Below are 22,429 nucleotides of genomic sequence, written 5' to 3'. Positions count from 1 at the left end.
CGTCTGGCGCCAATTCAGAAGTCCAGCATTTTCCCAATTGCGCCTCAATGTGACGTCATTCCGCGTTGCACATTGCGACGGTTCTGGCTAGAGAATGTGCAACGAACTAATATGCTTGGTTTTTGTGCATGCCTGATTTGACCAAATTGGCCGCGCCGCTCGACGTCGGCGGTGTGCAAATCCGCAATCGCGTGTTCCTGGCGCCGATGTCGGGCATCACTGATGAGCCGTTCCGGCAGCGGGCTCACGCGCATGGCGCCGGTCTTGTCGTATCCGAAATGGTAGCGAGCGGCGAGCTTGCCAAAGGCAGGGCCGGCTGCGACCTGCGCATTCGTCATTCCGGCCTGCCGGTTCATATGGTGCAGCTTGCCGGGCGCGAGGCAGCGCACATGGCCGAAGGCGCGCGCATCGCCGCTGGCGAGGGCGCCGACATCATCGACATCAACATGGGCTGCCCGGCCAAGAAGGTCACCGGTGGCTATGCCGGCTCGGCATTGATGCTGGATCTCGACCACGCGCTGACGTTGATCGACGCTGTGGTTGGCGCGGTCAAGGTGCCGGTCACGGTCAAGATGCGGCTGGGCTGGGACGAAGGCGCGCTCAACGCCCCGATGCTGGCGCGCCGCGCCGAGCAGGCCGGCGTCAGGATGGTGACTGTGCATGGCCGCACGCGCTGCCAGTTCTATCAGGGCAAGGCCGACTGGCGCGCCATCGCCCGCGTCAAGGAAGCCGTATCGATCCCGGTCGTCGCCAATGGCGATGTTTCTTCGCCGGCGGAAGCGGCTGCCATTCTCGATCAATCCGGTGCCGATGCCGTGATGATCGGGCGCGCGCACTATGGCGCGCCGTGGATCGCCGGCAGCATCGCGGCGGCCGCGACGGGCGAGGCAGCCAAGGCGCCGCAGAACCGGATGGCGCTGGCCGACTATGTCGTGGCCCACTACGAGGACATGCTGGCGCTCTATGGCGTCGAGAGTGGCCTGCGTCAGGCACGCAAGCATCTTGGCTGGTATCTCGACCGTTATGCCGGCGGCGTGGCTGACGACAGCCGAAAGGCCATACTGACGGCATTCGAGCCCGCCCGCGTCATCGCCTTGCTACGCGATTTGTTTTCCCGCTATGCGCAACCATCGAACCTGCGGAGCGCCGCATGATCGCCGCCGCTGGCCAGGGTGTTGAAATGGCGGACGCTGCCCAGATCGTGCTCAACACCATCCGTCGCCCGGTGATCATGATCAGCGAGCAAGGGTTCATCACCTACGCCAATGCCGATGCCGAGGACTTTTTCCGCTCAAGCGCGACCATGCTGGCCCGCAACACGCTGTCGAAACTCATTCCCTTCGGCAGCCCGCTGCTCACGCTGGTCGATCAGGTGCGCGAACGCCTCGCTCCAGTCAACGAGTACCGGGTCGACGTGTCGTCGCCGCGCCTCGGCATCGAGAAGGTCGTCGATCTCTATGTCGCGCCGGTGCCGGAATTTCCGGGCTCCGTCGTGGTGATGTTCCAGGAACGGTCGATGGCCGACAAGATCGACCGGCAGATGACGCACCGCGGCGCCGCGCGCTCGGTGACCGGCCTGGCGGCGATGCTTGCCCATGAGATCAAGAACCCGCTCTCCGGCATCCGCGGTGCTGCCCAGCTGCTCGAACTGTCGGCTTCCGACGAGGACCGCGCGCTGACGCGGCTGATCACCGACGAGACCGACCGAATCGTGTCGCTGGTCGACCGCATGGAGGTGTTTTCCGACGAGCGGCCGATTGATCGCTACCCCGTCAACATCCATGTCGTGCTAGACCATGTGAAGGCGATAGCCAAGAACGGTTTTGCCAAAAGAATCAAGATAATGGAGGATTATGATCCTTCATTGCCTCCGGTGTTTGCCAACCGCGACCAGCTCATCCAGGTGTTCCTCAACCTGGTCAAGAACGCCGCCGAGGCGATCGGCAGCGACCCGCAGGGCGAGATCGTACTGTCGACCGCATTCCGGCCGGGCATCCGCGTTTCCGTTCCGGGCACGCAAGATCGCGTATCGCTGCCACTGGAGTTCTGCGTGCGCGACAACGGCTCCGGCGTTTCGGAAGACATCCTGCCGATCCTGTTCGATCCCTTCATCACCACCAAGCCGAACGGCTCGGGGCTGGGGCTGGCGCTGGTCGCCAAGATCGTCGGCGAGCATGGCGGCATCATTGAATGCGAATCGACGCCGCGCGGGACAACTTTCCGCATCCTGATGCCGGCCTGGAAAGAAGTGCCATACGGCGCCGATGAAGACGGCGAAGGAGACCGCAAATGACCGTTCGCGGCAATATTCTCGTCGCCGACGACGATGCGGCGATCCGCACCGTCCTCAACCAGGCGCTTTCGCGTGTCGGTCATGATGTGCGCGTCACTTCCAACGCTTCGACATTATGGCGCTGGGTCGCGGCGGGCGAGGGCGATCTGGTCATCACCGATGTGGTGATGCCGGACGAGAACGCGTTCGACATGCTGCCGCGTATCAAGAAGGCACGGCCGGAACTGCCCGTCATCGTCATGAGCGCCCAGAACACCTTCATGACGGCGATCCGTGCATCCGAGACCGGCGCCTATGAATATCTGCCGAAACCGTTCGACCTGACCGAACTGCTCAACATCGTCAACCGGGCGCTTTCCGAGCCGCGGCGGCCGAAGATCGATGCGCGGCCGGAAGAGCAGCCTGACGCGATGCCGCTGGTCGGCCGTTCGGCGGCCATGCAGGACATCTACCGCATGCTGGCGCGCATGATGCAGACCGACCTGACGGTGATGATCTCAGGCGAATCCGGCACCGGCAAGGAACTGGTGGCGCGTGCACTGCATGAATATGGCCGCCGTCGCGGCGGCCCGTTCGTCGCCATCAACATGGCGGCGATCCCGCGTGACCTAATCGAATCGGAACTGTTCGGCCACGAGAAGGGCGCCTTCACCGGCGCGCAGAACCGCTCCACCGGTCGCTTCGAGCAGGCCGAGGGTGGCACGCTGTTCCTCGACGAGATCGGCGACATGCCGATGGAGGCGCAGACGAGGCTGCTGCGCGTCCTGCAGCAGGGCGAGTACACGACCGTCGGCGGACGCACGCCGATCAAGACCGATGTGCGCATCGTCGCAGCCACCAACAAGGATCTGCGCACGCTGATCAACCAGGGCCTTTTCCGCGAGGATCTTTTCTATCGCCTCAACGTCGTGCCGCTCAGGCTGCCGGCGCTGCGCGAGCGCTCCGAGGACGTGCCCGACCTAGTCAGGCACTTCTTCAAGCTCGGCGAGATGGAAGGCCTGCAGACCAAGCGCATTTCGTCGGGCGGCATCGAACTGATGAAGCGCTACCCGTGGCCGGGCAATGTGCGCGAACTGGAAAACCTTGTCCGCAGGCTCGCCGCGCTCTATTCGCAGGACGAGATTTCGGCCGAGATCATCGAGGCGGAGCTCAAGACCGGCGAGCGCCCGGTGGTGCCGGGCGGCGGCAACCTCATTCCCGACGACCTGTCGATCGGCCAGGCGGTCGAGCATTTCCTGCAGCGTTATTTCGCCTCGTTTGCCGGCGATTTGCCGCCTGCCGGTCTCTACCAGCGCATTCTGTCCGAGGTCGAATATCCGTTGGTCCTGGCCTCGATGACGGCAACCCGAGGCAACCAGATCAAGGCCGCCGAACTGCTGGGCTTGAACCGCAACACGCTGCGCAAGAAGATTCGCGACCTCGGCGTCAACGTCTACAAATCATCGCGACAGCCCTGAGCCCTGATCCGAGCCCGGGCTCTTTTCAGGGGACCATCTCGCGAAAGATTTCCGTCTCGGTCACACTTGTTGCATAATCGCCACAATGCGTTGCATACATCCGACGCAATGATGGCTCTAGACGGCGACATGGCTCCGCAGGCACCGACACTCAACCAACCGCTTTTCAGCGAACCCGGCGCACGCGACGGGCGCAGGCTGCTTGCGCTGCCCGGCGTGGTCGCGGTCGGCGGCGCGCTGCTGACGGCGGCGATCTCGTTCACCATCCTCGTCGGCGCCACGCCGATTACGCCCAACGAGTCGACGACGCTCGCATTGATCGCCCTCAATGCCATATTCGTCCTGTTCCTCATCGCGCTGGTCGGACGCGAAGTACACCGCATCCTGATGGCTCGTCGGCACGGCAAGGCGGCCTCGCGGCTGCATGTGCGCATCGTCGCCATGTTTGCCCTGGTCGCCGCAATTCCCGCCATCATGGTGGCGATCATCGCCTCGATCACGCTCGACATCGGCCTCGACCGCTGGTTCGAAATCCGCACCAAGACGATCGTCAATTCGTCATTGTCGATCGCCGATGCGTATGTCCAGGAAAACGCCCGCAACCTGCAGGGCACGACGCTGTCGATGGCCTATGATCTCGACGCGTCAAGGACGCTCTATGGCCTTGATCGGACTGGCTTTCTCGACCTGATGAACAAGGAAGCCGTGGGCCGGTCGCTGGCCCATGCAGCGCTGATCAAGCCCGACGGCTCATTCGTCATGAGCGCCAAGACCGACACCGATTTCGCCATGCCCGAGCCGCCGGAAGGCGCCGTGGCCAGCGCCTCCGACGGCAAGCCGGTACTGATCGAGCCGAAAACGCGCAACATCATGGGCGCTATCGTCAAGCTGCGCGAGATCGATGGGCTGTATCTCTACACCATTCGCCTCGTCGATCCCGAAGTGATCAAGGCGCGGCAGATCGTCAGATCCAACACCGACGAATATCGCGGGCTGGAAGATAACAGGCGCACCTCGCAGGTGGCCTTCGCGCTGCCCTATCTGTCGCTCACGCTGATCATCATCCTGTCCGCGATCTGGACCGGCATCGCCGTCGCCGATCGCCTGGTGCGGCCGATTCGCCAGCTTATCGGCGCCGCCGACGAGGTGGCGACCGGCAATCTCGACGTCGCGGTTCCCGTCAGGCCATCGGACGGCGATGTCGCCTCGCTCGGCGACACGTTCAACAAGATGCTTCTCGAACTGAAATCACAGCGCAACGAGATCCTGTCCGCCAAGGACCTGATCGACGAACGGCGCCGTTTCTCCGAAGCGGTGCTTGCCGGTGTCACTGCCGGCGTCATCGGCGTCGACCCCTATGGCATCGTCACCATCGTCAACCGCTCGGCCGAGGCGATGCTGGCCATATCCGCCAATGCGGCACTTGGACAGAACCTCTCCGCCGTGCTGCCGCATGTCGGCCGCGTCTTCGAGATCGGCCGCAAGTCCGGCAAACCGGTCTACCGCGAGCAGGTCACTTTCTATCGCGCCGGTGCCGAGCGGACCTTCAACGTGCAGATCACCATCGAGGCCGGCGACGACGGCGCGGAGGAAAAATCCTATGTCGTGACGGTCGACGACATCACCGATCTGGTTCAGGCGCAGCGCTCCTCCGCCTGGGCCGACGTGGCGCGGCGCATCGCGCATGAGATCAAGAACCCGCTGACGCCGATCCAGCTGTCGGCCGAGCGCATCAAGCGCCGCTACGGCAAGGTCATCACCGAGGACCGCGAGGTTTTCGACCAGTGCACCGACACCATCATCCGGCAGGTCGAGGACATCGGCCGCATGGTCGACGAGTTCTCGGCGTTCGCCCGCATGCCGAAGCCCGAAATGAAGGCCATCGACCTGCGCGAATCACTGCGCGAGGCCTCGTTCCTGGTCGAGGTCAGCCGCGCCGACATCACCTTCGAACGGGTATTCGGCAGCGAGCCGCTCAAGGGCACGTTCGACAGCCGGCTGATGGCGCAGGCTTTCGGCAATGTGATCAAGAACGCCGCCGAAGCGATCGATGGGCTGGAACAGAAGGATGGTTCGCACGGCATAATCCGGATTCAAGCCGGCCGCCAGAATGGCGCGATTCGCATCGACGTCATCGACAATGGCAAAGGGCTGCCGCGCGAGAATCGCCAACGGCTGCTCGAGCCCTATATGACCACACGTGAGAAGGGCACCGGACTCGGTCTCGCTATCGTCAAGAAGATCGTGGAGGACCATGGTGGCAGGCTGGAACTTCATGATGCGCCCGCGGATTTCCACGGCGGGCGCGGCGCGATGATCAGCATCATCCTGCCGCCTGTGGCGGTCGCGCTTCCGCGCGGCGAAAGCAGGACGGAAAACGAACGAGAAACTGAAAAGGTCGGTAATGGCGTCTGATATTCTCATCGTCGATGACGAGGAAGACATCCGTGAACTCGTCGCAGGCATCCTGAGCGACGAAGGTCACGAAACCCGCACGGCATTCGATGCCGACAGCGCATTGGCGGCGATCGCCGACCGGGCGCCGCGGCTGATTTTCCTCGACATCTGGCTGCAGGGCTCGCGTCTGGACGGCCTGGCGCTGCTCGACGAGATCAAGACGATGCACCCGACCTTGCCTGTGGTGATGATCTCCGGTCACGGCAACATCGAAACCGCAGTCTCCGCCATTCGTCGCGGCGCCTATGACTTCATTGAAAAACCGTTCAAGGCCGACAGGCTGATCCTCATTGCCGAGCGCGCGCTCGAAACCTCGAAATTGCGGCGCGAGGTTTCCGACCTCAAGCTGCGCAGCGGCGAAACCTTCGATCTGATCGGCATGTCATCGGCGATGAGCCAGCTGCGCCAGACCATCGAGCGCGTCGCGCCGACCAACAGCCGCGTCATGATTATCGGCCCGTCGGGCTCGGGCAAGGAACTGGCCGCGCGCGCCATCCACACGCTGTCGGCACGCAAGGGCGCGCCGTTCGTGACATTGAGCGCCGCCAACATCACGCCGGAACGCATGGAGATCGAGCTGTTCGGCACCGAATCGAACGGTGTCGAGCGCAAGGTCGGCGCGCTCGAGGAGGCCCATCGCGGCATCCTGTACATCGACGAAGTGGCCGACATGCCGCGCGAAACACAAAACAAGATCCTGCGCGTGCTGGTCGAGCAGCAGTTCGAGCGGGTAGGCGGCACCAAGCGGGTCAAGGTCGACGTCCGTATCATTTCCTCGACCTCGCAGAACCTCGAAGCGATGATCGCCGACGGGCGTTTCCGCGAGGATCTTTATCATCGCCTGGCGGTGGTTCCGGTCATGGTGCCGGGACTGGCCGAGCGGCGCGAGGACATTCCCTACCTTGTCGACAATTTCATGAAGCAGATCGCCCGTCAGGCCGGCATCAAGCCGCGCCGCATCGGCGATGACGCGCTGGCCGTGCTGCAGGCGCACAACTGGCCGGGCAACGTCCGCCAGCTGCGCAACAATGTCGAGCGCCTGATGATCCTGGCGCGCGGCGATGACGTCGATGCGCCGATCACCGCGGACCTGTTGCCGTCCGAGATCGGCGATGTCATGCCGCGCACGCCGAATCAATCCGACCAGCACATCATGGCGCTGCCGCTGCGCGAGGCGCGCGAACAGTTCGAGAAGGATTATCTGATCGCCCAGATCAACCGCTTTGGCGGCAACATCTCGAAAACCGCCGAGTTCATCGGCATGGAGCGCTCCGCTTTGCACCGCAAGCTGAAGTCGCTGGGCGTCTGACAGGCGCGACGTCTCGTCAGCCGCGCTTGTGCCAACCATTTGCCGGTTACGGCAGCGGCGGAATCGCATAAGAAAGCCCGAGAATTATCCAGGGGTCGCCAATGCCGCGCATTGCCTATGTCAACGGGCGCTACGTCGCTCACGCGGACGCTTCCGTGCATATCGAGGACCGCGGCTATCAGTTCGCCGACGGCGTCTACGAGGTCTGCGAAGTGGCGCGTGGCTTCATCGTCGATATGCCGCGCCATCTGGCCCGTTTGAACCGCTCGCTGACCGAATTGTCTATTGCCTGGCCGGTGACGCGCGGTGTCTTGCCGCTCATCCTGCGCGAAGTGGTCAACCGCAATCATGTCGCCAATGGCCTGGTCTATGTCCAGGTCACGCGTGGCGTCGCCAGCCGCGACTTTGTCTTCCCGTCGGCGGACACCAGGCCGTCCCTGGTGGTCACAGCCAGGAAAGCCGATCCTGCCGCCGGAGCAAAGCGGGCTGAAACCGGCATTGCGGTCATCACCGTGCCGGAGAATCGCTGGGACCGGGTCGATATCAAGAGCGTCGGACTGCTGCCTAACGTGCTGGCCAAGCAGAAGGCCAAGGAAGCGGGCGCGCAGGAGGCATGGTTCGTCGACAGCGACGGCATGGTCAAGGAAGGCGGCTCGTCGAACGCCTGGATCGTCACCAGGGATGGCGTTCTGGTCACCAGGCCGGCCGAGCATGGCATCCTGCGCGGCATCACCCGCACGACCATGTTCGAGGTGGCGGCCAGCCTCGGCTTGAAGATCGAGGAACGTGGTTTTTCCGTCGCCGAGGCCAAGGCAGCGCGTGAGGCGTTCATCAGTTCTGCGACGACCATCGCCATGCCGGTGGTGGCCATCGACGGCGATCCGGTTGCCAATGGACACCCCGGCTCAGTAACACTTTCCTTGCGTCAGGCCTTTTTTGACATTGCGGAAAAAAGTCCAGCCTGATAACCGCACAGGTGGAATGAACATCAATTTATCTCGTTCTGCTTGTCGTTACTGACGACAAGAGGTTGTTTGCGCGCTTGACATGTGCCCGTTAATTTGGCGCATTGGCTTGCAAACCGAAGGGGATCGGCGAAAGACAAGAACAATGGCGGAACGATCGCAAAACCTTCAGGACCTGTTCCTGAATTCAGTTCGCAAGAGCAAGAACCCGCTCACCATCTTCCTTATCAACGGCGTGAAGCTGACCGGCGTGGTCACTTCGTTCGACAATTTCTGTGTCCTGCTGCGCCGCGACGGTCATTCCCAGCTCGTCTACAAGCACGCCATTTCCACGATCATGCCGAGCCAGCCGGTTCAGATGTTCGATGGCGAGGAAAGCCAGGGCGCCTGATTGGCACGTGAGAAAGACGCGGACGCACCAGTTCGCGGAAAACCAGCACATCATCCCGGGACGGAAGCCAAGGGCCCGCCCCGGGCCGTTGTCATCGTGCCAGTACTTACCCGCCAGCCGCGCGGTGACGACGACACAAACCGTCCGCGGCTGACGCGTTCGGCTGACGCTCGTCACGACGAGGCCGTCGGCCTTGCCCGCGCCATCAACCTTGATCTGATCCATACGGCGGTGGTGACCGTCAACGATCCGCGCCCGGCGACGTTGCTCGGCAGCGGCAAAGTCGCCGAGTTCGCCGAAATCGTCAAAGAGGGTCATGCGGAAGTGGTCATCGTCGACCATCCGTTGACGCCGGTGCAGCAGCGCAATCTCGAAAAGGAACTGAATGCCAAGGTGCTGGACCGCACCGGGCTGATCCTTGAGATTTTTGGCGAGCGCGCGCGCACCAAGGAAGGCACGCTGCAGGTCGAGCTTGCCCATCTCAATTACCAGAAGGGCCGTCTTGTGCGCAGCTGGACCCACCTCGAGCGCCAGCGCGGCGGCGCCGGCTTCCTCGGTGGTCCCGGTGAAACGCAGATCGAATCGGACCGGCGCGTGCTTCAGGACAAGATCATCAAGCTGAAGCACGAACTGGAAACCGTGCGCCGCACCCGCGACCTGCACCGCGCCAAGCGCAAGAAGGTTCCGTTTCCGGTGGTTGCCATCGTTGGCTACACCAATGCCGGCAAGTCGACCTTGTTCAACAGGCTGACCGGAGCCGGCGTGCTGGCTCAGGACATGCTGTTCGCCACGCTCGACCCGACGCTGCGCCGCGTGCGCCTGCCGCATGGGACGCCGATCATCCTTTCGGACACGGTCGGCTTCATCTCGGACCTGCCGACGCATCTGATCGCCGCTTTCCGCGCCACCCTGGAAGAGGTGGTCGAGGCGGACCTCGTCATCCACCTGCGCGACATTTCCGATCCTGATACAGCCGCACAGGCCGAGGATGTCGAGCGCATCCTGGCCGACCTCGGTGTCGATGCCGGCGACGCCAAGCGGGTCATCGAAGTGTGGAACAAGATCGACAGGCTCGACGAAGGCAATAGGAACCGGCTGCTTGCCGATGGCACCGACGCCAGCAAGGCGCCGCCGGTTGCGGTGTCGGCGGTGACCGGCGAGGGCATCGATGCGCTGAAGGCGATCATCGAAACGCGCATGGCGGGCGAACTCGAGGACCTGACAGTGACGATCGAGCCGGCACAGTTCGGTCTTGTCGACTGGCTTTACCGCAACGGCGACGTCGTTTCGCGAACCGACAATGACAACGGCAGCGCCACCATCTCGCTCAAGGCGACGCAAAGCGCCCGCGAAGAGATCGAAAGCAGATTGCGCGCCAAAACCAAAGGGTAACGTCGCTTACTTAACGGTTTTTGCCTCCTGCCAGAGCGCTTCCATCTCGGCCAGGCTCGCCTTGTCCAGCGTGTTGCCGGATTTCTCCAGCGCCTGCTCGACATAGTGGAAGCGTGAGCGGAACTTCTCATTGGTGCCGCTCAGCGCGGCTTCCGAATCGAGCTTGAGGTGCCTGCCGAGATTGACGACGGCAAACAGCATGTCGCCGAACTCGTCCTTGATCGATGCGGTGTCGCCCTTGGCCAGCGCCTCGCGCAACTCGCCAATCTCTTCCTCGATCTTGTCGAGGATAGGCGCTGCCTCACTCCAATCGAAGCCGACGCGGGCGGCCTTCTCCTGCAGTTTCAGCGCTCGCGTCAGCGCGGGCAGGGCGACCGGAATACTGTCCAGAAATCCTTTGCCATTGTCCTCGGGGTCGAGACCGCGGGCGAGGCGGGCACTTCGTTTCTCACCCTTTTCCTCGGCCTTGATCTTTTCCCACATGCCCTTGGCCATGCCGGCGCTGCGGGCCTCCTCGTCGCCGAAGACATGCGGATGGCGACGGATCATCTTCGTCGTGATGGCCCGGACCACATCGCCGAAGGCGAATTCACCGGCCTCCTCGGCCATTTGCGCGTGGTAGACGACCTGCAGCAGAAGGTCGCCGAGTTCGTCGCGCAGATCGTCGAGGTCACCGCGCGCGATGGCATCCGCCACCTCGTAGGCCTCCTCGATCGTATAGGGCGCGATGGTCGAGAAATCCTGCTCGATGTCCCATGGACAACCGGTTTTCGGCGCTCGCAGCGCCGCCATGATCTCGATCAGGCGCGAAATGTCATTCGATGGCGTCATGCGACCGATGCTACCGCGCGGCTACTCGCGCGGCCAACTTTGTCAGCCGGCGAGGGGGCCTTGTCCACAGGTGCTGGGTACCCGGCCTGTCAATCAAGAACGGAAACGATCGCCTTGGCAAGTTCGTCCATCCCGTCCTCGGGCAGACCGGCGACGTTGATGCGGCTGTCACCGACCATGTAGATGCCGTGCTCGGCACGCAGCCGCTCGACCTGCGCTTCCGTGAGGCCAAGGCGGGAGAACATGCCCCGGTGGCTGGCAACGAAATCGAAACGGTCGGAATTGGACTGCCGGCGCAGCGCCTCGGCGAACTGGACCCGAAGCCTGAGCATGCGCAGCCGCATCTCCTCGAGTTCGGCCTCCCAGTCCGCGCGTAACGCGGCGTCTTCCAGCACGATGCGCACAGCGGCAGCACCGTGATCCGGCGGCATCGAATACATGGCGCGCGCCGCCGATAGCATTTGACCCATCGCCAGATCGGCTTGGGCGCCGTCCTTGGCCAGGATCATCGCAGCGCCGACGCGGTCGCGGTAGACGGCGAAGTTCTTCGAGCAGCTCGAGGCGACGACCATTTCCGGAACCTTCGCGGCCAGCAGGCGCAAGCCGAGAGCATCGGCCTCAAGGCCATCGCCAAAGCCCTGATAGGCGATGTCGACAAACGGCAGCAGGCCGCGCTCGACCACCAGATCGACAACGGCGGCCCATTGCGCGCTGTCGAGGTTGGCGCCGGTCGGGTTGTGGCAGCAGCCATGCAGCAGCACCACGTCACCGCTGTTTGACGTCCGCAGCGCTGCCAGCATGTCGTCGAAGCGAACGTTACCCGAAGCAGCATCGAAATAGGGGTATTCGCGGATCTGCAGGCCAGCGGCGCGCATCACCGGCATGTGGTTCGGCCAGGTCGGGTCCGAAAGCCAGACCGTCGCGTCCGAACGCGTCCGCTTCAGCAATTCCGCCACCAGCCGCAGCGCGCCGGAGCCGCCCGGCGCCTGTGCGGCGCGGATGCGCGTCATGTCAGCGCCTGAACCGAAGGCAAGCTTGGCCATCACCGCATTGAAGCCGACATCGCCGGCCAGGCCGAGATAGGTCTTGGTGTCCTGGCCCTGCAGCAGGCGCTTTTCGGCCTCGCGCACAGCGCGCATGACCGGCGTCTTGCCATCGCGATCCTTGTAGACGCCGACACCGAGATCGACCTTGTCGGGACGCGGATCGGCGCGATAGAGGCCGATCAGGGCAAGGATCTTGTCGGCGGGGGCGGGCTGCAGATCTTCGAACATTGGCAAAGGTTCCGTTGACGCGGCGGAGTGATACGCAAATCGAACGTATTTCGCCAGAGCTTTTCCTGCCGCCTCGGCGTGGCTGTGCATGGACGTTGTCCGAGACGGCAAGGCCATCAGGACCTACACGCTACTGTCACATCGGCGTAGTCTGAATAGCCTTTCCAGCACGAAGCCTGAGAATGACGGTGTGAGATAACGATGAGCCGGCAAGAAAAATTCGACCTCGCCATCGTTGGCGCCGGCATTGTCGGTCTCGCCCATGCGCTCGCCGCCGTCCGTCGCGGTCTCAGCGTCGTCGTCATAGACCGCGACGCTCAGGCCAACGGCGCTTCGGTGCGTAATTTCGGCTTTGTTACGGTCAGTGGTCAGGAACGCGGCCAGGTATGGCGCCGTGCCATGCGATCTCGCGACATCTGGCTGGAACTGGCCGCGCCCGCCGGCATCAAAGTCATCCAGCGCGGCTTGGTCGTCGTCGCGCGCCGTCCGGAAGCGCTCTCGGTGGTCGAGGCGTTTCTTCAAACCGAGATGGGCGAGGGTTGCCTGCTGCTCGAACCCGATATGCTTCGCCGCGACCATCCAGAACTGGCGGGCCGTAATTTTGCCGGCGGCCTGTGGAGCCCGCACGATGTGCGTGTCGAGTCGCGCCAGGCCATCCCGCAGCTGGCAACCTTCCTCGCCGAAAAGCATGGCGTCCAATTCCGGCGCGAGACGGCGGTACGCTCGATCGAGCCGCCCGATATCGAGACCAGCCGGGGCCCGGTTTTCGCCGACAAGGTAATCGTCTGCCCGGGCGACGATCTGGCCACGCTTTACCCCGATCGCATCGCGCGATACGGCGTCACCCGCTGCAAATTGCAGATGATGCGCCTTGCCGATCCCGGCTTCCGGTTGCCGGCAGCGGTGATGTCGGATCTTGGGCTGGCGCGTTACAGCGGTTACGCCGCCTTGCCGGAAGCCGCCGCTTTGCGAAGCCGGCTGGAAGTGGAGCAAGGCGACGCGCTAGACAACGGCGTGCATCTGATCGTCGTCCAGAGTGCCGATGGCACGCTCGTGGTGGGCGATTCACACCACTATGCGACAACGCCCGATCCGTTCGCCTCGGGGCGTGTCGACGACCTCATCCTTGAGGAGTTCAGCGCCGTCTTTGGTGGCCCGCCGCCGCCCGTGCTGGAACGCTGGACCGGCATCTATGCCTCAGCAACCGGCCACTCAATGTTCGCCGACGCGCCGCGGGAGGGCGTGCGGCTGGTCATGATCACCAGCGGTACCGGCGCCAGCACCTCGTTCGCGATCGCCGAAGAGGTGGTCGACGAGCTTTTCGGTTCAACCACGGCCGACGCCAGGAAGATCGCATGATGTCCACCCACGGTTTGCTTCGTGCCGTCGTCCTCGACTGGGCCGGCACCGTCGTCGATCACGGTTCGCTGGCGCCGATGGGTGTCTTTGTCGAGGCCTTCGCCGAATTCGGCGTGGCGATCAGCGTCGATGAGGCGAGGGGACCGATGGGAATGGCCAAGCGCCCGCACATCGCAGCACTGCTGGCACAGCCCAGGATCGCCGCCGCCTGGACCGAGCAGCACGGTCATGCGCCGACGAATGCCGACATCGACGCCATCTATGACGTATTCGTGCCGAATAACCGGGCTGTGGCGGCGCGGTTCTCGGATGTCATTCCCGGTGTTGTCGACGTGGTCAAGGCGCTGCGGAAGCGCGGCCTCAAGATCGGCACGACAACTGGCTATACGCGCGACATCATGGCGGAGATACTGCCGGTTGCCGCCGCGCAGGGCTTTTCGCCGGATTGCCTGGTCTGCACCGGCGATACGCCCGACGGCAGGCCGACGCCGTTCATGCTCTGGAAAGCGCTGACCGAACTCGGCGTCTATCCGCCGTGGCTGTGTGTCAAGGTCGATGACACCGAGGTCGGTATCGGCGAGGGGATCAATGCGGGCGCCTGGACCGTCGGCGTGGCGGTGACCGGCAATGTCTTTGGTCACACGCTGGCGGAGACTCAGGCTATGGCTGCGGATGTGTTCAGGATGAAACGGGCCGAGGCATCGGCCAAGCTCACGGCCGCCGGCGCGCATTTCGTCGTCAACGGCGTTGCCGATCTGATGCCCGTGATTGCCGCCATTGAAGGCAAGCTGCGGCGCGGCGAAAGGCCCTGATCGCTCACTCGGACGAGTGCCACCTGCTTTGCAGCACCCTGCGCCGGTATCGCGGGGATTGCCCGGTTTTGCCGGCGAGGCGAGGACGGTTGCGAACGATGTCCTCCAGCGATACGCGAAAAAAATGCGCGGCTGGGATTAAAATCCCCAGATGCTCCGTAAACAGGACATGAAACGGTCGATGCCGCGTTTTGACATCATAGGGCAGCTCGGGTCGCTGCGCCGCTACGCGCGCTCGCTGACGCGTGACAGCACGGACGCTGAGGATCTCGTGCATGACGCGCTGGTGCGGGCGTATGAACGGCGCGCCACTTTCCGATCTAGCGGTAATTTGCGCGCATGGCTGCTGTCGATCGTTCACAACACATTCATCGACAAGATGCGCTCCCGCAAATCTGAAGCCGCTCGCCTCGAACAGGCCGGATATCTTGCCGATGGCACCACACCGGCGCCGCAGGAACACTCCGTGCGCCTGGCGCAGGTGCGCCAAGCCTTCTTCAGCCTGCCGCAAGAACAGCGCTCGGCCCTGCATCTCGTCGCCATCGAAGGGCTGTCCTATCAGCAGGCGGCCGATGCCAGCGGCGTGCCGCTGGGAACGCTGATGTCGCGTATCGGCAGGGCGCGCGCCGCACTGCGCGAGATGGAGGACGCGGCGCCCTCGAAGACGAAAAACCACCTCAGGATCGTTGGAGGACCGTCATGACCGGAACTGTCGATCCCGTGGCCGATGCCGACCTCGACGCCTATGTCGACGACCAGCTCGATGTCACCCGCCGCATCGAGGTCGAGGCGTTTTTGTCCACCCGTCCGGAGGCGGCGGCGCGCGTGATGTCGGATCTGCGGACCCGCGACGAACTGCGCGTGGCGCTTGCCGGGTCCGGGGGCATGGCGCGGCCGGCGACCGCCGATGCCGCGCGGCGGTTGGAGAGGGGGCTTTCCCGCGGTCGCATCTTCGGCGTGCTGCAGCGCGCGGCGGCAGTGGCCGCCTTCGTCGCCGCCGGCTGGCTGGCAAACGGCATCATCGGGCCGATGTCGGTGACCAAGGTCGTCGCCTCGCCGCAGCCGCCCGCCTATGTCGACGAGGCGGTACGCGCCCACAAAACGACGCTGGTGCGCGAGACCATGCCGTCGCAGCCCGAGGCACCCAACTACAATGCCGGCGAGATCCGCGCCGCAACCGCGATCGTCATGCCGTCGCTGCCCAACGGCTGGAAGGTGCGCGACGTGCAGATCTATCCGTCGCGCTTCGGCCCGAGCGTCGAAATGGCTGTCGAGACGAATGAGATGGGGCTGGTCTCGCTGTTTGCGATCCGGCCGGGAAATTTCGATGTCGTCAAGCCGACTGTCGCGCCTTCGGGCGACATCTCATCGGCCTATTTCCAGATCGGCGAGGTCGCCTACGCGGTGGTCGGACGAAGTGAGGTCCACGACCTCGACCGCGCTGCCGAGACGCTCGCCAAAACGCTTTACTGACCGATCCACAAAGGAGACGCCAAATGAACACTCCCAATCTGGGATACCGCGTCGGCGCCGGCGCCCAAACCGGAGCCGTCTACGATGAGGGCCTGCGCCAGCATATGCTGCGCGTCTACAATTATATGGGCGTTGGCCTCGTGGTCACCGGCCTGGTCGCCTTCATGATCTCATCGACGCCCGCACTCTACGTGCCGATCTTCTCCAGCCCGCTGAAATGGGTGGTGATGCTGGCGCCGCTCGCCTTCGTCATGCTGTTCTCGTTCAAGATGCAGACCATGTCGGCGGCCAGCGCCCAGGCGATGTTCTGGGCCTTCTGCGCGGTCATGGGCCTGTCGCTGGCCTCGGTGTTCCTGGTCTTCACCGGAACCAGCATCGCGCGCACCTTCTTCATCGCCGCCACCATGTTCGGCGCCACCAGCCTCTACGGCTACACGACCAGGCGTGACCTGACCCAGTTCTCGTCGTTCCTGATCATGGGCCTGATCGGCGTGGTGATCGCCAGCATCGTCAACATCTTCCTCGGCTCGACCGCGCTGCAGTTTGCCATCTCGGTGATCGGCATCGCCGTGTTCATCGGCCTGACCGCCTGGGACACGCAGACGATCAAGGAGCAGTATGCCGAGAATTTCGACGCGGAATCGCGCCAGAAGCTGGCCGTCTTCGGTGCTTTCTCGCTTTATCTGAACTTCATCAACATCTTCCAGCTGTTGCTGAACTTCACCGGCGAACGCGAATAGCCGGGCAGGGGGCTGGCAAGGGTCGCCGCCCAGACCTGGACACGGAGACATGGCCGGAGGGGGAGATCCTCCGGCCGACAATCGACCTGGCAAGGCCGGCCACACCTTGAGTCCGCAAGGGCTTTTGCTAAGTTGCCCGCGGCATCCGCCTGCACACCGGCCGCGCGAGGACATATGGCACAAGACAGCCAAACACTTCAGGGCGACGGCATCTCGGCAACCATCGTCGCGCAGGGTGCAGAACTGGTTTCGTTGCAAGATGCAGACGGATTCGAGTTCCTGTGGCAGGCCGGGCCGGAGTGGCGGCGCCATTCGCCGGTGCTGTTTCCGATCGTCGGCCGGCTGAACGGAGATCAACTGCGCCATCGCGGCCAGACCTACCCGATGACGCAGCACGGGTTCGCGCGCGACAAGCCGTTTGCCTGGGCCCAGAGCGGCCCACAATCCTGCACGCTGGTTCTCGCCGACGACTCCGATACCCGCACGCACTATCCATTCGCCTTCCGCCTCGCCGTGACCTACACGCTGGACCGCCGGCAGCTTGGCGTCACCTTCGACATAACCAACACCGGCGAAGAGCCGATGCCGGCGTCCATCGGGGCGCATCCGGCATTCAATTGGCCATTGCTGCCGGACCTGGCCAAGACGGACTACCAGCTGACTTTCGCTGCTGCCGAGCCTGCTCCGGTCCGTCGCCTGAAGGACGGCCTGCTGCTGAAAACGCCGCAGCCGACGCCCGTCGAAGGCAACATCCTCGCGCTCTCCGAGCGGCTGTTCGACCAGGACGCGGTCATTCTCGACCAGCCCGCCAGCACCAGCGTGCGTTATGCCGGAGAGCGTGGTCCGGCGATCGAGATGGCGTGGCAGGGATTTCAGGAATTGGGCGTCTGGTCAAAGCCGGGCGGCGCGCCGTTCCTGTGCATCGAGCCCTGGCACGGCTTCGCAAGTCCGGTGGGCTTCGACGGCGATTTTGTCGACAAGCCGGGCCTGATGCTGATCGCGCCGGCCGCCAAGCGCGTGCTGAGCTATCAGATCCGGCTGTTGTGACGCCCGTCATTGACAACTGAGGCAATAGCGTTGGCCAGCCACACCGGAGGTGTCCAGTGAAGCTCTACTTCAGCCGCAATCCCAATCCTCGGCTCGCCGTCGCGGTGGCACGGTATCTCGACGCGAATGTCGAATTTGAATTCGCCTCGCCATTCGCTCCGGGGCAGGCAGAGAAATATCGCCTGCTAAACCCCAATCTCTCATTGCCTATACTTGTGGAAGACGGCGGAAATAGCCTCTGGGAGGCAGACGCCATAGCCTGCCGGCTGTCGCGCGACGTGCGTTCGGATTTATGGCGCACCGGCGATGACGAGCCCGAGATGATCCGGTGGCTGAGTTGGGGCAAGGAGCACTTCGCATTCGCTTGCGACACGGTGCATTTCGAACGTGGCACCAAACAGCGGTACGGCATAGGCCCGATTGATCAACAGCGTGTGGAGGATGGACTGACGCATTTCCGCACGGCCGCCGCGATACTCGATACGGAGCTTTTCGCACGGGAATGGCTGGTCGGAAATTCGGTTTCCTACGCCGACTTCCGCATGGCGACCTTTCTGCCGTTCAACGAGGCCGCCAGACTGCCGCTCGATGACTATCCCTCTGTCGGCCGCTGGTATCGTCGGCTTGAAGAGATCGAGGCCTGGCGCGATCCCTTCAAGGGATTGGACGCGCCCGCATTGCCTCCCGTCCCACGAACGGCAGCAGATTAGCGGGCACATCCTACAAGAAGCCGGCTTTCAAACCTGCCGGACGATGGTGCCGACCACATTGACGAGAATGCGCGCGGCGGTCAGGGCCGACAGGCCGTCAATGTCGGCGGGAGGATAGAGCTCGACTAGGTCGAATCCTGCGATCCTGGCCCGCCTCCCGAGGCCCGTGATCAGGTCGATCACCTGCGTGTAGGTCAGGCCGCCGGGCGTACGCGCCGCCACGCCCGGCATGATGCTGGGATCGAGGGCGTCGCAGGTCGAGCGTGACAACAACCCGCGATCCTTCCGGAATATGCCGCAGCGCGGCTTCGACGCCCTGGGCGTGAATCTCGCGGGCGGTCACGAAGCGACTGCCATAGCGCCGCGCCGCTTCGATCTCGGTTATGCCTGCGCTGCCAACGCTGCGAAGGCCGACCTGCACCATGCCGGCGACATGCGGCATCTCGCTCGCGCGACGCATCGGGCTCGAATAGCCGTGACGCTCGCCAGACACCTCGTCGCGCCAATCGATATGGGCGTCGATCTGCAGGATCCAGACCGGTCCGTGATCCGCAAAGCCGGCGAGGAAGGGAAAGGTCACGGAACAGTCGCCGCCCAGCAGGATCGGTACGGCCGGCAATGCCAGGACCTCGCGCGTCTTCGCCTCGATCCGGGTCCGGTTGCCGGCATTGTTATGCAAAATGGTCGGGATATCGCCTGTGTCGATGCCGTTGCCCGGCTTGCCGTCGAACAGCGGGCCGCCGAGATCGAAATCCCAGTGCTCGACGAGCGCGGCATCGCCCTGGCTCGCGGCGCGGATGGCATCGGCGGCCAAGGCATGGCCGCTGCTGTCCTTGCCGGGATAAGTGCTGCCGTGACCGGCTCCGAAGATCACCGCACTGGGGATTCGGCCATCGGCGAGGCGATCGGGGAAGCCGAGAAAGAGAGATGCTGTCATTTGGTCTTGATGATGGGTCTGGCTGAAATTTGTCGAATGCGGATGTATCAGTTTGGCGAAGCTCTGTGGAGCGAAACGCGCCACCCCAGCTGAAACGCGAGATTGCCTTACCTGAACGGGGACTGGCGATTGATGGCCGAGCTCCCTTGGCACTCCGCCTCGACGGACAATTCCGGCCCTGTTCGGGCGTATTGCATCGCTACATTATTTTGTTCGTGAGGCAGTATGTTGTGGGCATAGTGAAAGTGAGTCCATCGGGGGTCAGCAGATGAGTGTGATGGTTTTCCGGGCTGGCAGAACCGGCGTGTTGTTTGCAATGCTGATGGCGTCCCTGATCGCATTCACTGCGATCGCCCGGGCGCAGACGACTGCGGCGCCGCCCCCTCCACCTGAAAAAGTCGAGCAGTTGCTGAAATTGCTGAACGATCCCGAAGTCAAGGCGTGGATCGCAGAGAAGGGCGCGGCACCCGCGGCCGATTCGGCAATGCCAATGGGCGCTTCCGCCACTGACTTCATGGTCTGGTCCAACGCCATTCGCGAGCATTTGCAGGGCATTGGCAATGCGGTTCCTGAGGTCCCCGACGAGATTTCCGGCGCAAGCTCGACGATAATGACCGAGATTCACGGGCGAGGGCCGGGAGCGATCCTCGTCCTGTTCGCGGCCTTTGTGGCGCTTGGGTTAGGTGCCGAGTTCATCTTCCGCCGGATCGTCGGCAGGGCTCACCGCCGCAACCCAGTTCAAAGCCCGGAATCGGGCGCACCCGCCCGACATCATGTGATCGCCCGAACGTTGTTCGTCGCCATCGCGCCGCTCGTCGTGTTCGCAATGGCCAGTGTCGGCGCCTTCCTGGCGTTTACCTGGCCACCACTGCTTTCTGCGCTGGTGCTGCCTTTGCTGATCGCTGTCATCGCCTGGCGCGTGATCATGCGGATCACGTCAGTTATTCTCGGCACGGCGGACGGCAATTTGAACCTTGGAGACCAGCCGAAGGTCCGGCTCATTCCGATGGACGATGTCACCGCGGCTTTCTGGCGCCGCCGCGTCGCGTTGTTTGCTGGCGTATTCTTCCTTGGATGGGCGCTCGCAGGCGAGATGAACATCCTCCACTTCACGCCGAACGTCAGGAATCTCATCGTCTACATACTCGGTCTCGGTCTCCTCGCGGTGTCGATCGAATCCGTATGGCGGCGGCCGGCGGCGGTCGGGGCTTCCAAGGTTTATCGGCTCAAGGAATGGCTGCTGACATTTTTCCTTTGCATGCTCTGGCTCTTGTGGGTCGTGGGGATGAGCACGCTTTTGTGGATTGGCATCTATGGCTTGATCCTCCCACCAATCCTGAGATCCACCAGCTCAATCACCAAGTCGTTTTTCGCCAGCTCCGACGAGACGACGAAGTCGATCAATGCCATCTTCGAAGTGCTCGTTGAGCGTGGGGCGAGGGCGATCGTCATCGGGCTCGCTGTCGCCTGGCTTGCGACCGTCGTGCGTTTGCGCGCCAGCGGAATGATGGGCGACGAAAGTGTAGACCGCATCGTCCGAGGTGTATTGAGCGGTATCGTGGTGCTGCTCGCCGCCGATCTCATCTGGCAACTTGTGAAGGGTCTCATTGGCGGTCGCATCGATCGCGCCCGCACGGAGGGCGGCGACGAGGCAGCGCTTGCCCGCAGCGGGCGGCTTTTAACGCTGCTGCCGATCCTGAAGAATTTTCTCGCCGCACTCATTGCCGCCATTGCGATCATGATGGTTCTCTCCGGCCTTGGCGTCGAGATTGGTCCATTGATCGCGGGCGCGGGCATCTTCGGTGTTGCCATTGGCTTCGGATCGCAGTCGCTGGTAAAGGACGTCATCAGCGGTGTGTTCTACATGACCGACGATGCGTTTCGCGTCGGAGAGTATATCCAGAGCGGCACCTACAAGGGCACGGTCGAGTCCTTCAGCATTCGCTCGGTCAAGCTGCGCCATCACCGCGGCCCGATCTTCACAGTTCCATTCGGCTCGTTGGGCGCCGTCCAGAACATGAGCCGCGACTGGGTGATCGATAAGTTCTTCATTTCGGTCAACTACGAGACGGACATTGCCAAGGTCAAAAAGCTGGTCAAGGGGGTCGGCGCCGAGCTGCTGGCAGATGAGGAATTCGGTCCGCAGATCATCGAGACCTTGAAGATGAAGGGCGTCGAGGCTTTCGGCGATTATGGCATCAACCTCAGTTTCGCGATGACGACCAAGCCGGGACACCAATTCACGATCCGTCGCCGGGCCTATGTCATGATCCGCGAAGCGTTCGCGGCAAACGGGATCGAGTTTGCTTCGCCCACAGTGCAGGTCGCAGCCGGCAATGAGGACCATGGGGCAAGTGCGGCTGCCGCCAGGGATGCGGTGGTACGCAAACAGATTGCGGAAGCTAAGGCCAAGGAAGGCGAGGAATAAAAGTCGGCCGGCGGAACTTTATCGTGGAGCGAGGCCATCGAGCAGGAAGTCGAGGCCTTTCCTGAAAGCGCCGAGCCAATCGTCATCCAGCAGCAGACGAGAGCGTTCGATTGTCGGGTAGCTGAGATGCGCAAGGCGCTGCTGCGCGGCGGCCCTGTTGTCGTCCGAAAGGTCAAAGCTCGTCCGGAGTGACCATATCGCGACGTTCAGATTTGCGTCCCAATTGCTCTAGCCGGGTGGCATTACCGCACATCAGATGTTAAAGCAAGTTAGAGTTGAGACAGCGCTGGCAAGTTAGAAATGCGACACTCATAGGGTAGGGGCGTTCGATTCCTAGCAAAGTAGAAATGTCGCTTCGACGTGAAAGCGCACCGTCTTGGCGCGGACGAAAGCGCCCGATCGGGCGCCGCTGGTCGGGATTGCGCAGCCCGATCGGGGGCGATCCAGTAGATCTCTGCGGCTTTAGCTTTGAGAGCGACGCCCAGAGATTCCAATCTCTGTCGGGCGGCGACAGCCTCTGCCAGCGCGCTTGCTGGTGAGTCCACGCGAGATCA

General features: G+C 63.1%; 18 protein-coding genes and 2 pseudogenes. 16 read left to right on the top strand and 4 right to left on the bottom strand.

The window, feature by feature from the left end:
* The first annotated feature begins 128 nt into the window (after positions 1 to 128).
* From dusB to hflX, 8 genes are all read left to right on the top strand, one after another.
* Entirely contained in the window at positions 129 to 1,154 is a 1,026-nt protein-coding gene (gene dusB, locus AC0ZT5_RS30865) for a tRNA dihydrouridine synthase DusB (RefSeq protein WP_488499517.1), read from the top strand.
* A complete protein-coding gene (locus AC0ZT5_RS30860) occupies positions 1,151 to 2,293 on the top strand; it encodes a two-component system sensor histidine kinase NtrB (protein ID WP_477288486.1) in 1,143 nt (380 codons plus the stop codon). The genes dusB and AC0ZT5_RS30860 overlap by 4 nt, the downstream gene beginning before the upstream one ends.
* Complete coding sequence (gene ntrC, locus AC0ZT5_RS30855; RefSeq protein WP_184874312.1) at positions 2,290 to 3,750, top strand: nitrogen regulation protein NR(I); 1,461 nt, start codon at positions 2,290 to 2,292, stop codon at positions 3,748 to 3,750. The genes AC0ZT5_RS30860 and ntrC overlap by 4 nt, the downstream gene beginning before the upstream one ends.
* Positions 3,751 to 3,879: 129 nt before the next feature.
* Positions 3,880 to 6,165 (top strand): sensor histidine kinase NtrY-like, encoded by a 2,286-nt coding sequence (locus tag AC0ZT5_RS30850; protein WP_488499516.1) that lies wholly within the window; start codon positions 3,880 to 3,882, stop codon positions 6,163 to 6,165.
* Positions 6,155 to 7,516, top strand: a complete 1,362-nt coding sequence (gene ntrX / locus AC0ZT5_RS30845; protein WP_095091615.1) for a nitrogen assimilation response regulator NtrX — start codon at positions 6,155 to 6,157, stop codon at positions 7,514 to 7,516. Before AC0ZT5_RS30850 ends, ntrX begins: the two co-directional genes overlap by 11 nt.
* Before the next feature lie 101 nt (positions 7,517 to 7,617).
* Entirely contained in the window at positions 7,618 to 8,481 is an 864-nt protein-coding gene (locus AC0ZT5_RS30840) for a D-amino-acid transaminase (RefSeq protein ID WP_488499515.1), read from the top strand.
* Between the two features lie 145 nt (positions 8,482 to 8,626).
* Positions 8,627 to 8,872: an RNA chaperone Hfq gene (gene hfq, locus AC0ZT5_RS30835; RefSeq protein WP_006202172.1), complete on the top strand. Its 246-nt coding sequence runs from the start codon at positions 8,627 to 8,629 to the stop codon at positions 8,870 to 8,872.
* A complete protein-coding gene (hflX, locus tag AC0ZT5_RS30830) occupies positions 8,873 to 10,264 on the top strand; it encodes a GTPase HflX (RefSeq protein ID WP_488499514.1) in 1,392 nt (463 codons plus the stop codon). It abuts the gene before it with no gap.
* A 6-nt stretch (positions 10,265 to 10,270) separates the two neighbouring features.
* On the opposite strand, the gene mazG is transcribed toward hflX, so the two are convergent.
* Positions 10,271 to 11,095: a nucleoside triphosphate pyrophosphohydrolase gene (mazG, locus tag AC0ZT5_RS30825; protein ID WP_488499513.1), complete on the bottom strand. Its 825-nt coding sequence runs from the start codon at positions 11,093 to 11,095 to the stop codon at positions 10,271 to 10,273.
* Positions 11,096 to 11,184: 89 nt separating this feature from the next.
* Positions 11,185 to 12,369: an amino acid aminotransferase gene (locus AC0ZT5_RS30820; RefSeq protein ID WP_488499512.1), complete on the bottom strand. Its 1,185-nt coding sequence runs from the start codon at positions 12,367 to 12,369 to the stop codon at positions 11,185 to 11,187.
* A 201-nt stretch (positions 12,370 to 12,570) separates the two neighbouring features.
* Between AC0ZT5_RS30820 and AC0ZT5_RS30815 the strand changes: the two genes are divergently transcribed.
* The 7 genes from AC0ZT5_RS30815 (at position 12,571) to AC0ZT5_RS30785 (ending at position 18,510) form a co-directional block, all read left to right on the top strand.
* The gene (locus AC0ZT5_RS30815; protein ID WP_488499511.1) at positions 12,571 to 13,728 is read left to right on the top strand and encodes a TIGR03364 family FAD-dependent oxidoreductase; all 1,158 of its coding nucleotides are present in this window, start codon (positions 12,571 to 12,573) and stop codon (positions 13,726 to 13,728) included.
* Entirely contained in the window at positions 13,725 to 14,540 is an 816-nt protein-coding gene (phnX, locus tag AC0ZT5_RS30810; RefSeq protein ID WP_488499510.1) for a phosphonoacetaldehyde hydrolase, read from the top strand. Before AC0ZT5_RS30815 ends, phnX begins: the two co-directional genes overlap by 4 nt.
* Positions 14,541 to 14,709: 169 nt before the next feature.
* Positions 14,710 to 15,243, top strand: coding sequence for a sigma-70 family RNA polymerase sigma factor (locus AC0ZT5_RS30805; RefSeq protein ID WP_488499586.1), 534 nt, complete (start codon positions 14,710 to 14,712; stop codon positions 15,241 to 15,243).
* The gene (locus tag AC0ZT5_RS30800) at positions 15,240 to 16,013 is read left to right on the top strand and encodes an anti-sigma factor family protein (RefSeq protein WP_488499509.1); all 774 of its coding nucleotides are present in this window, start codon (positions 15,240 to 15,242) and stop codon (positions 16,011 to 16,013) included. The genes AC0ZT5_RS30805 and AC0ZT5_RS30800 overlap by 4 nt, the downstream gene beginning before the upstream one ends.
* 23 nt (positions 16,014 to 16,036) lie before the next feature.
* A complete protein-coding gene (locus AC0ZT5_RS30795; RefSeq protein ID WP_488499508.1) occupies positions 16,037 to 16,753 on the top strand; it encodes a Bax inhibitor-1/YccA family protein in 717 nt (238 codons plus the stop codon).
* A gap of 174 nt (positions 16,754 to 16,927) precedes the next feature.
* Positions 16,928 to 17,800, top strand: coding sequence for an aldose 1-epimerase family protein (locus AC0ZT5_RS30790; protein WP_488499507.1), 873 nt, complete (start codon positions 16,928 to 16,930; stop codon positions 17,798 to 17,800).
* A gap of 56 nt (positions 17,801 to 17,856) precedes the next feature.
* Positions 17,857 to 18,510: a glutathione S-transferase family protein gene (locus tag AC0ZT5_RS30785; RefSeq protein ID WP_488499506.1), complete on the top strand. Its 654-nt coding sequence runs from the start codon at positions 17,857 to 17,859 to the stop codon at positions 18,508 to 18,510.
* Between the two features lie 27 nt (positions 18,511 to 18,537).
* On the opposite strand, the pseudogene AC0ZT5_RS30780 reads toward AC0ZT5_RS30785, so the two are convergent.
* Positions 18,538 to 19,447: pseudogene (locus tag AC0ZT5_RS30780) on the bottom strand (agmatinase).
* A 277-nt stretch (positions 19,448 to 19,724) separates the two neighbouring features.
* Here AC0ZT5_RS30780 and AC0ZT5_RS30775 point away from each other — a divergent pair.
* Entirely contained in the window at positions 19,725 to 21,875 is a 2,151-nt protein-coding gene (locus AC0ZT5_RS30775) for a mechanosensitive ion channel family protein (protein WP_488499585.1), read from the top strand.
* 18 nt (positions 21,876 to 21,893) lie between these two features.
* Here the strand turns inward: AC0ZT5_RS30775 and AC0ZT5_RS30770 are convergent.
* A pseudogene (locus tag AC0ZT5_RS30770) lies at positions 21,894 to 22,094 on the bottom strand (TetR family transcriptional regulator); the annotation flags it as partial.
* Positions 22,095 to 22,429: the final 335 nt, after the last annotated feature.

This window comes from Mesorhizobium sp. CNPSo 4670, from assembly GCF_057784235.1.
This window is presented reverse-complemented; position numbering and strand designations above follow the sequence as displayed.

What these genes read in the sequence shown, in the direction of transcription:
- dusB (WP_488499517.1), top strand. Translation starts at nt 129, where the DNA reads ATGCCTGATTTGACCAAATTGGCCGCGCCGCTCGACGTCGGCGGTGTG.
- AC0ZT5_RS30860 (WP_477288486.1), top strand. Translation starts at nt 1,151, where the DNA reads ATGATCGCCGCCGCTGGCCAGGGTGTTGAAATGGCGGACGCTGCCCAG.
- ntrC (WP_184874312.1), top strand. Translation starts at nt 2,290, where the DNA reads ATGACCGTTCGCGGCAATATTCTCGTCGCCGACGACGATGCGGCGATC.
- AC0ZT5_RS30850 (WP_488499516.1), top strand. Translation starts at nt 3,880, where the DNA reads ATGGCTCCGCAGGCACCGACACTCAACCAACCGCTTTTCAGCGAACCC.
- ntrX (WP_095091615.1), top strand. Translation starts at nt 6,155, where the DNA reads ATGGCGTCTGATATTCTCATCGTCGATGACGAGGAAGACATCCGTGAA.
- AC0ZT5_RS30840 (WP_488499515.1), top strand. Translation starts at nt 7,618, where the DNA reads ATGCCGCGCATTGCCTATGTCAACGGGCGCTACGTCGCTCACGCGGAC.
- hfq (WP_006202172.1), top strand. Translation starts at nt 8,627, where the DNA reads ATGGCGGAACGATCGCAAAACCTTCAGGACCTGTTCCTGAATTCAGTT.
- mazG (WP_488499513.1), bottom strand. Translation starts at nt 11,095, where the DNA reads ATGACGCCATCGAATGACATTTCGCGCCTGATCGAGATCATGGCGGCG.
- AC0ZT5_RS30820 (WP_488499512.1), bottom strand. Translation starts at nt 12,369, where the DNA reads ATGTTCGAAGATCTGCAGCCCGCCCCCGCCGACAAGATCCTTGCCCTG.
- AC0ZT5_RS30815 (WP_488499511.1), top strand. Translation starts at nt 12,571, where the DNA reads ATGAGCCGGCAAGAAAAATTCGACCTCGCCATCGTTGGCGCCGGCATT.
- phnX (WP_488499510.1), top strand. Translation starts at nt 13,725, where the DNA reads ATGATGTCCACCCACGGTTTGCTTCGTGCCGTCGTCCTCGACTGGGCC.
- AC0ZT5_RS30805 (WP_488499586.1), top strand. Translation starts at nt 14,710, where the DNA reads ATGAAACGGTCGATGCCGCGTTTTGACATCATAGGGCAGCTCGGGTCG.
- AC0ZT5_RS30800 (WP_488499509.1), top strand. Translation starts at nt 15,240, where the DNA reads ATGACCGGAACTGTCGATCCCGTGGCCGATGCCGACCTCGACGCCTAT.
- AC0ZT5_RS30795 (WP_488499508.1), top strand. Translation starts at nt 16,037, where the DNA reads ATGAACACTCCCAATCTGGGATACCGCGTCGGCGCCGGCGCCCAAACC.
- AC0ZT5_RS30790 (WP_488499507.1), top strand. Translation starts at nt 16,928, where the DNA reads ATGGCACAAGACAGCCAAACACTTCAGGGCGACGGCATCTCGGCAACC.
- AC0ZT5_RS30775 (WP_488499585.1), top strand. Translation starts at nt 19,725, where the DNA reads ATGGTTTTCCGGGCTGGCAGAACCGGCGTGTTGTTTGCAATGCTGATG.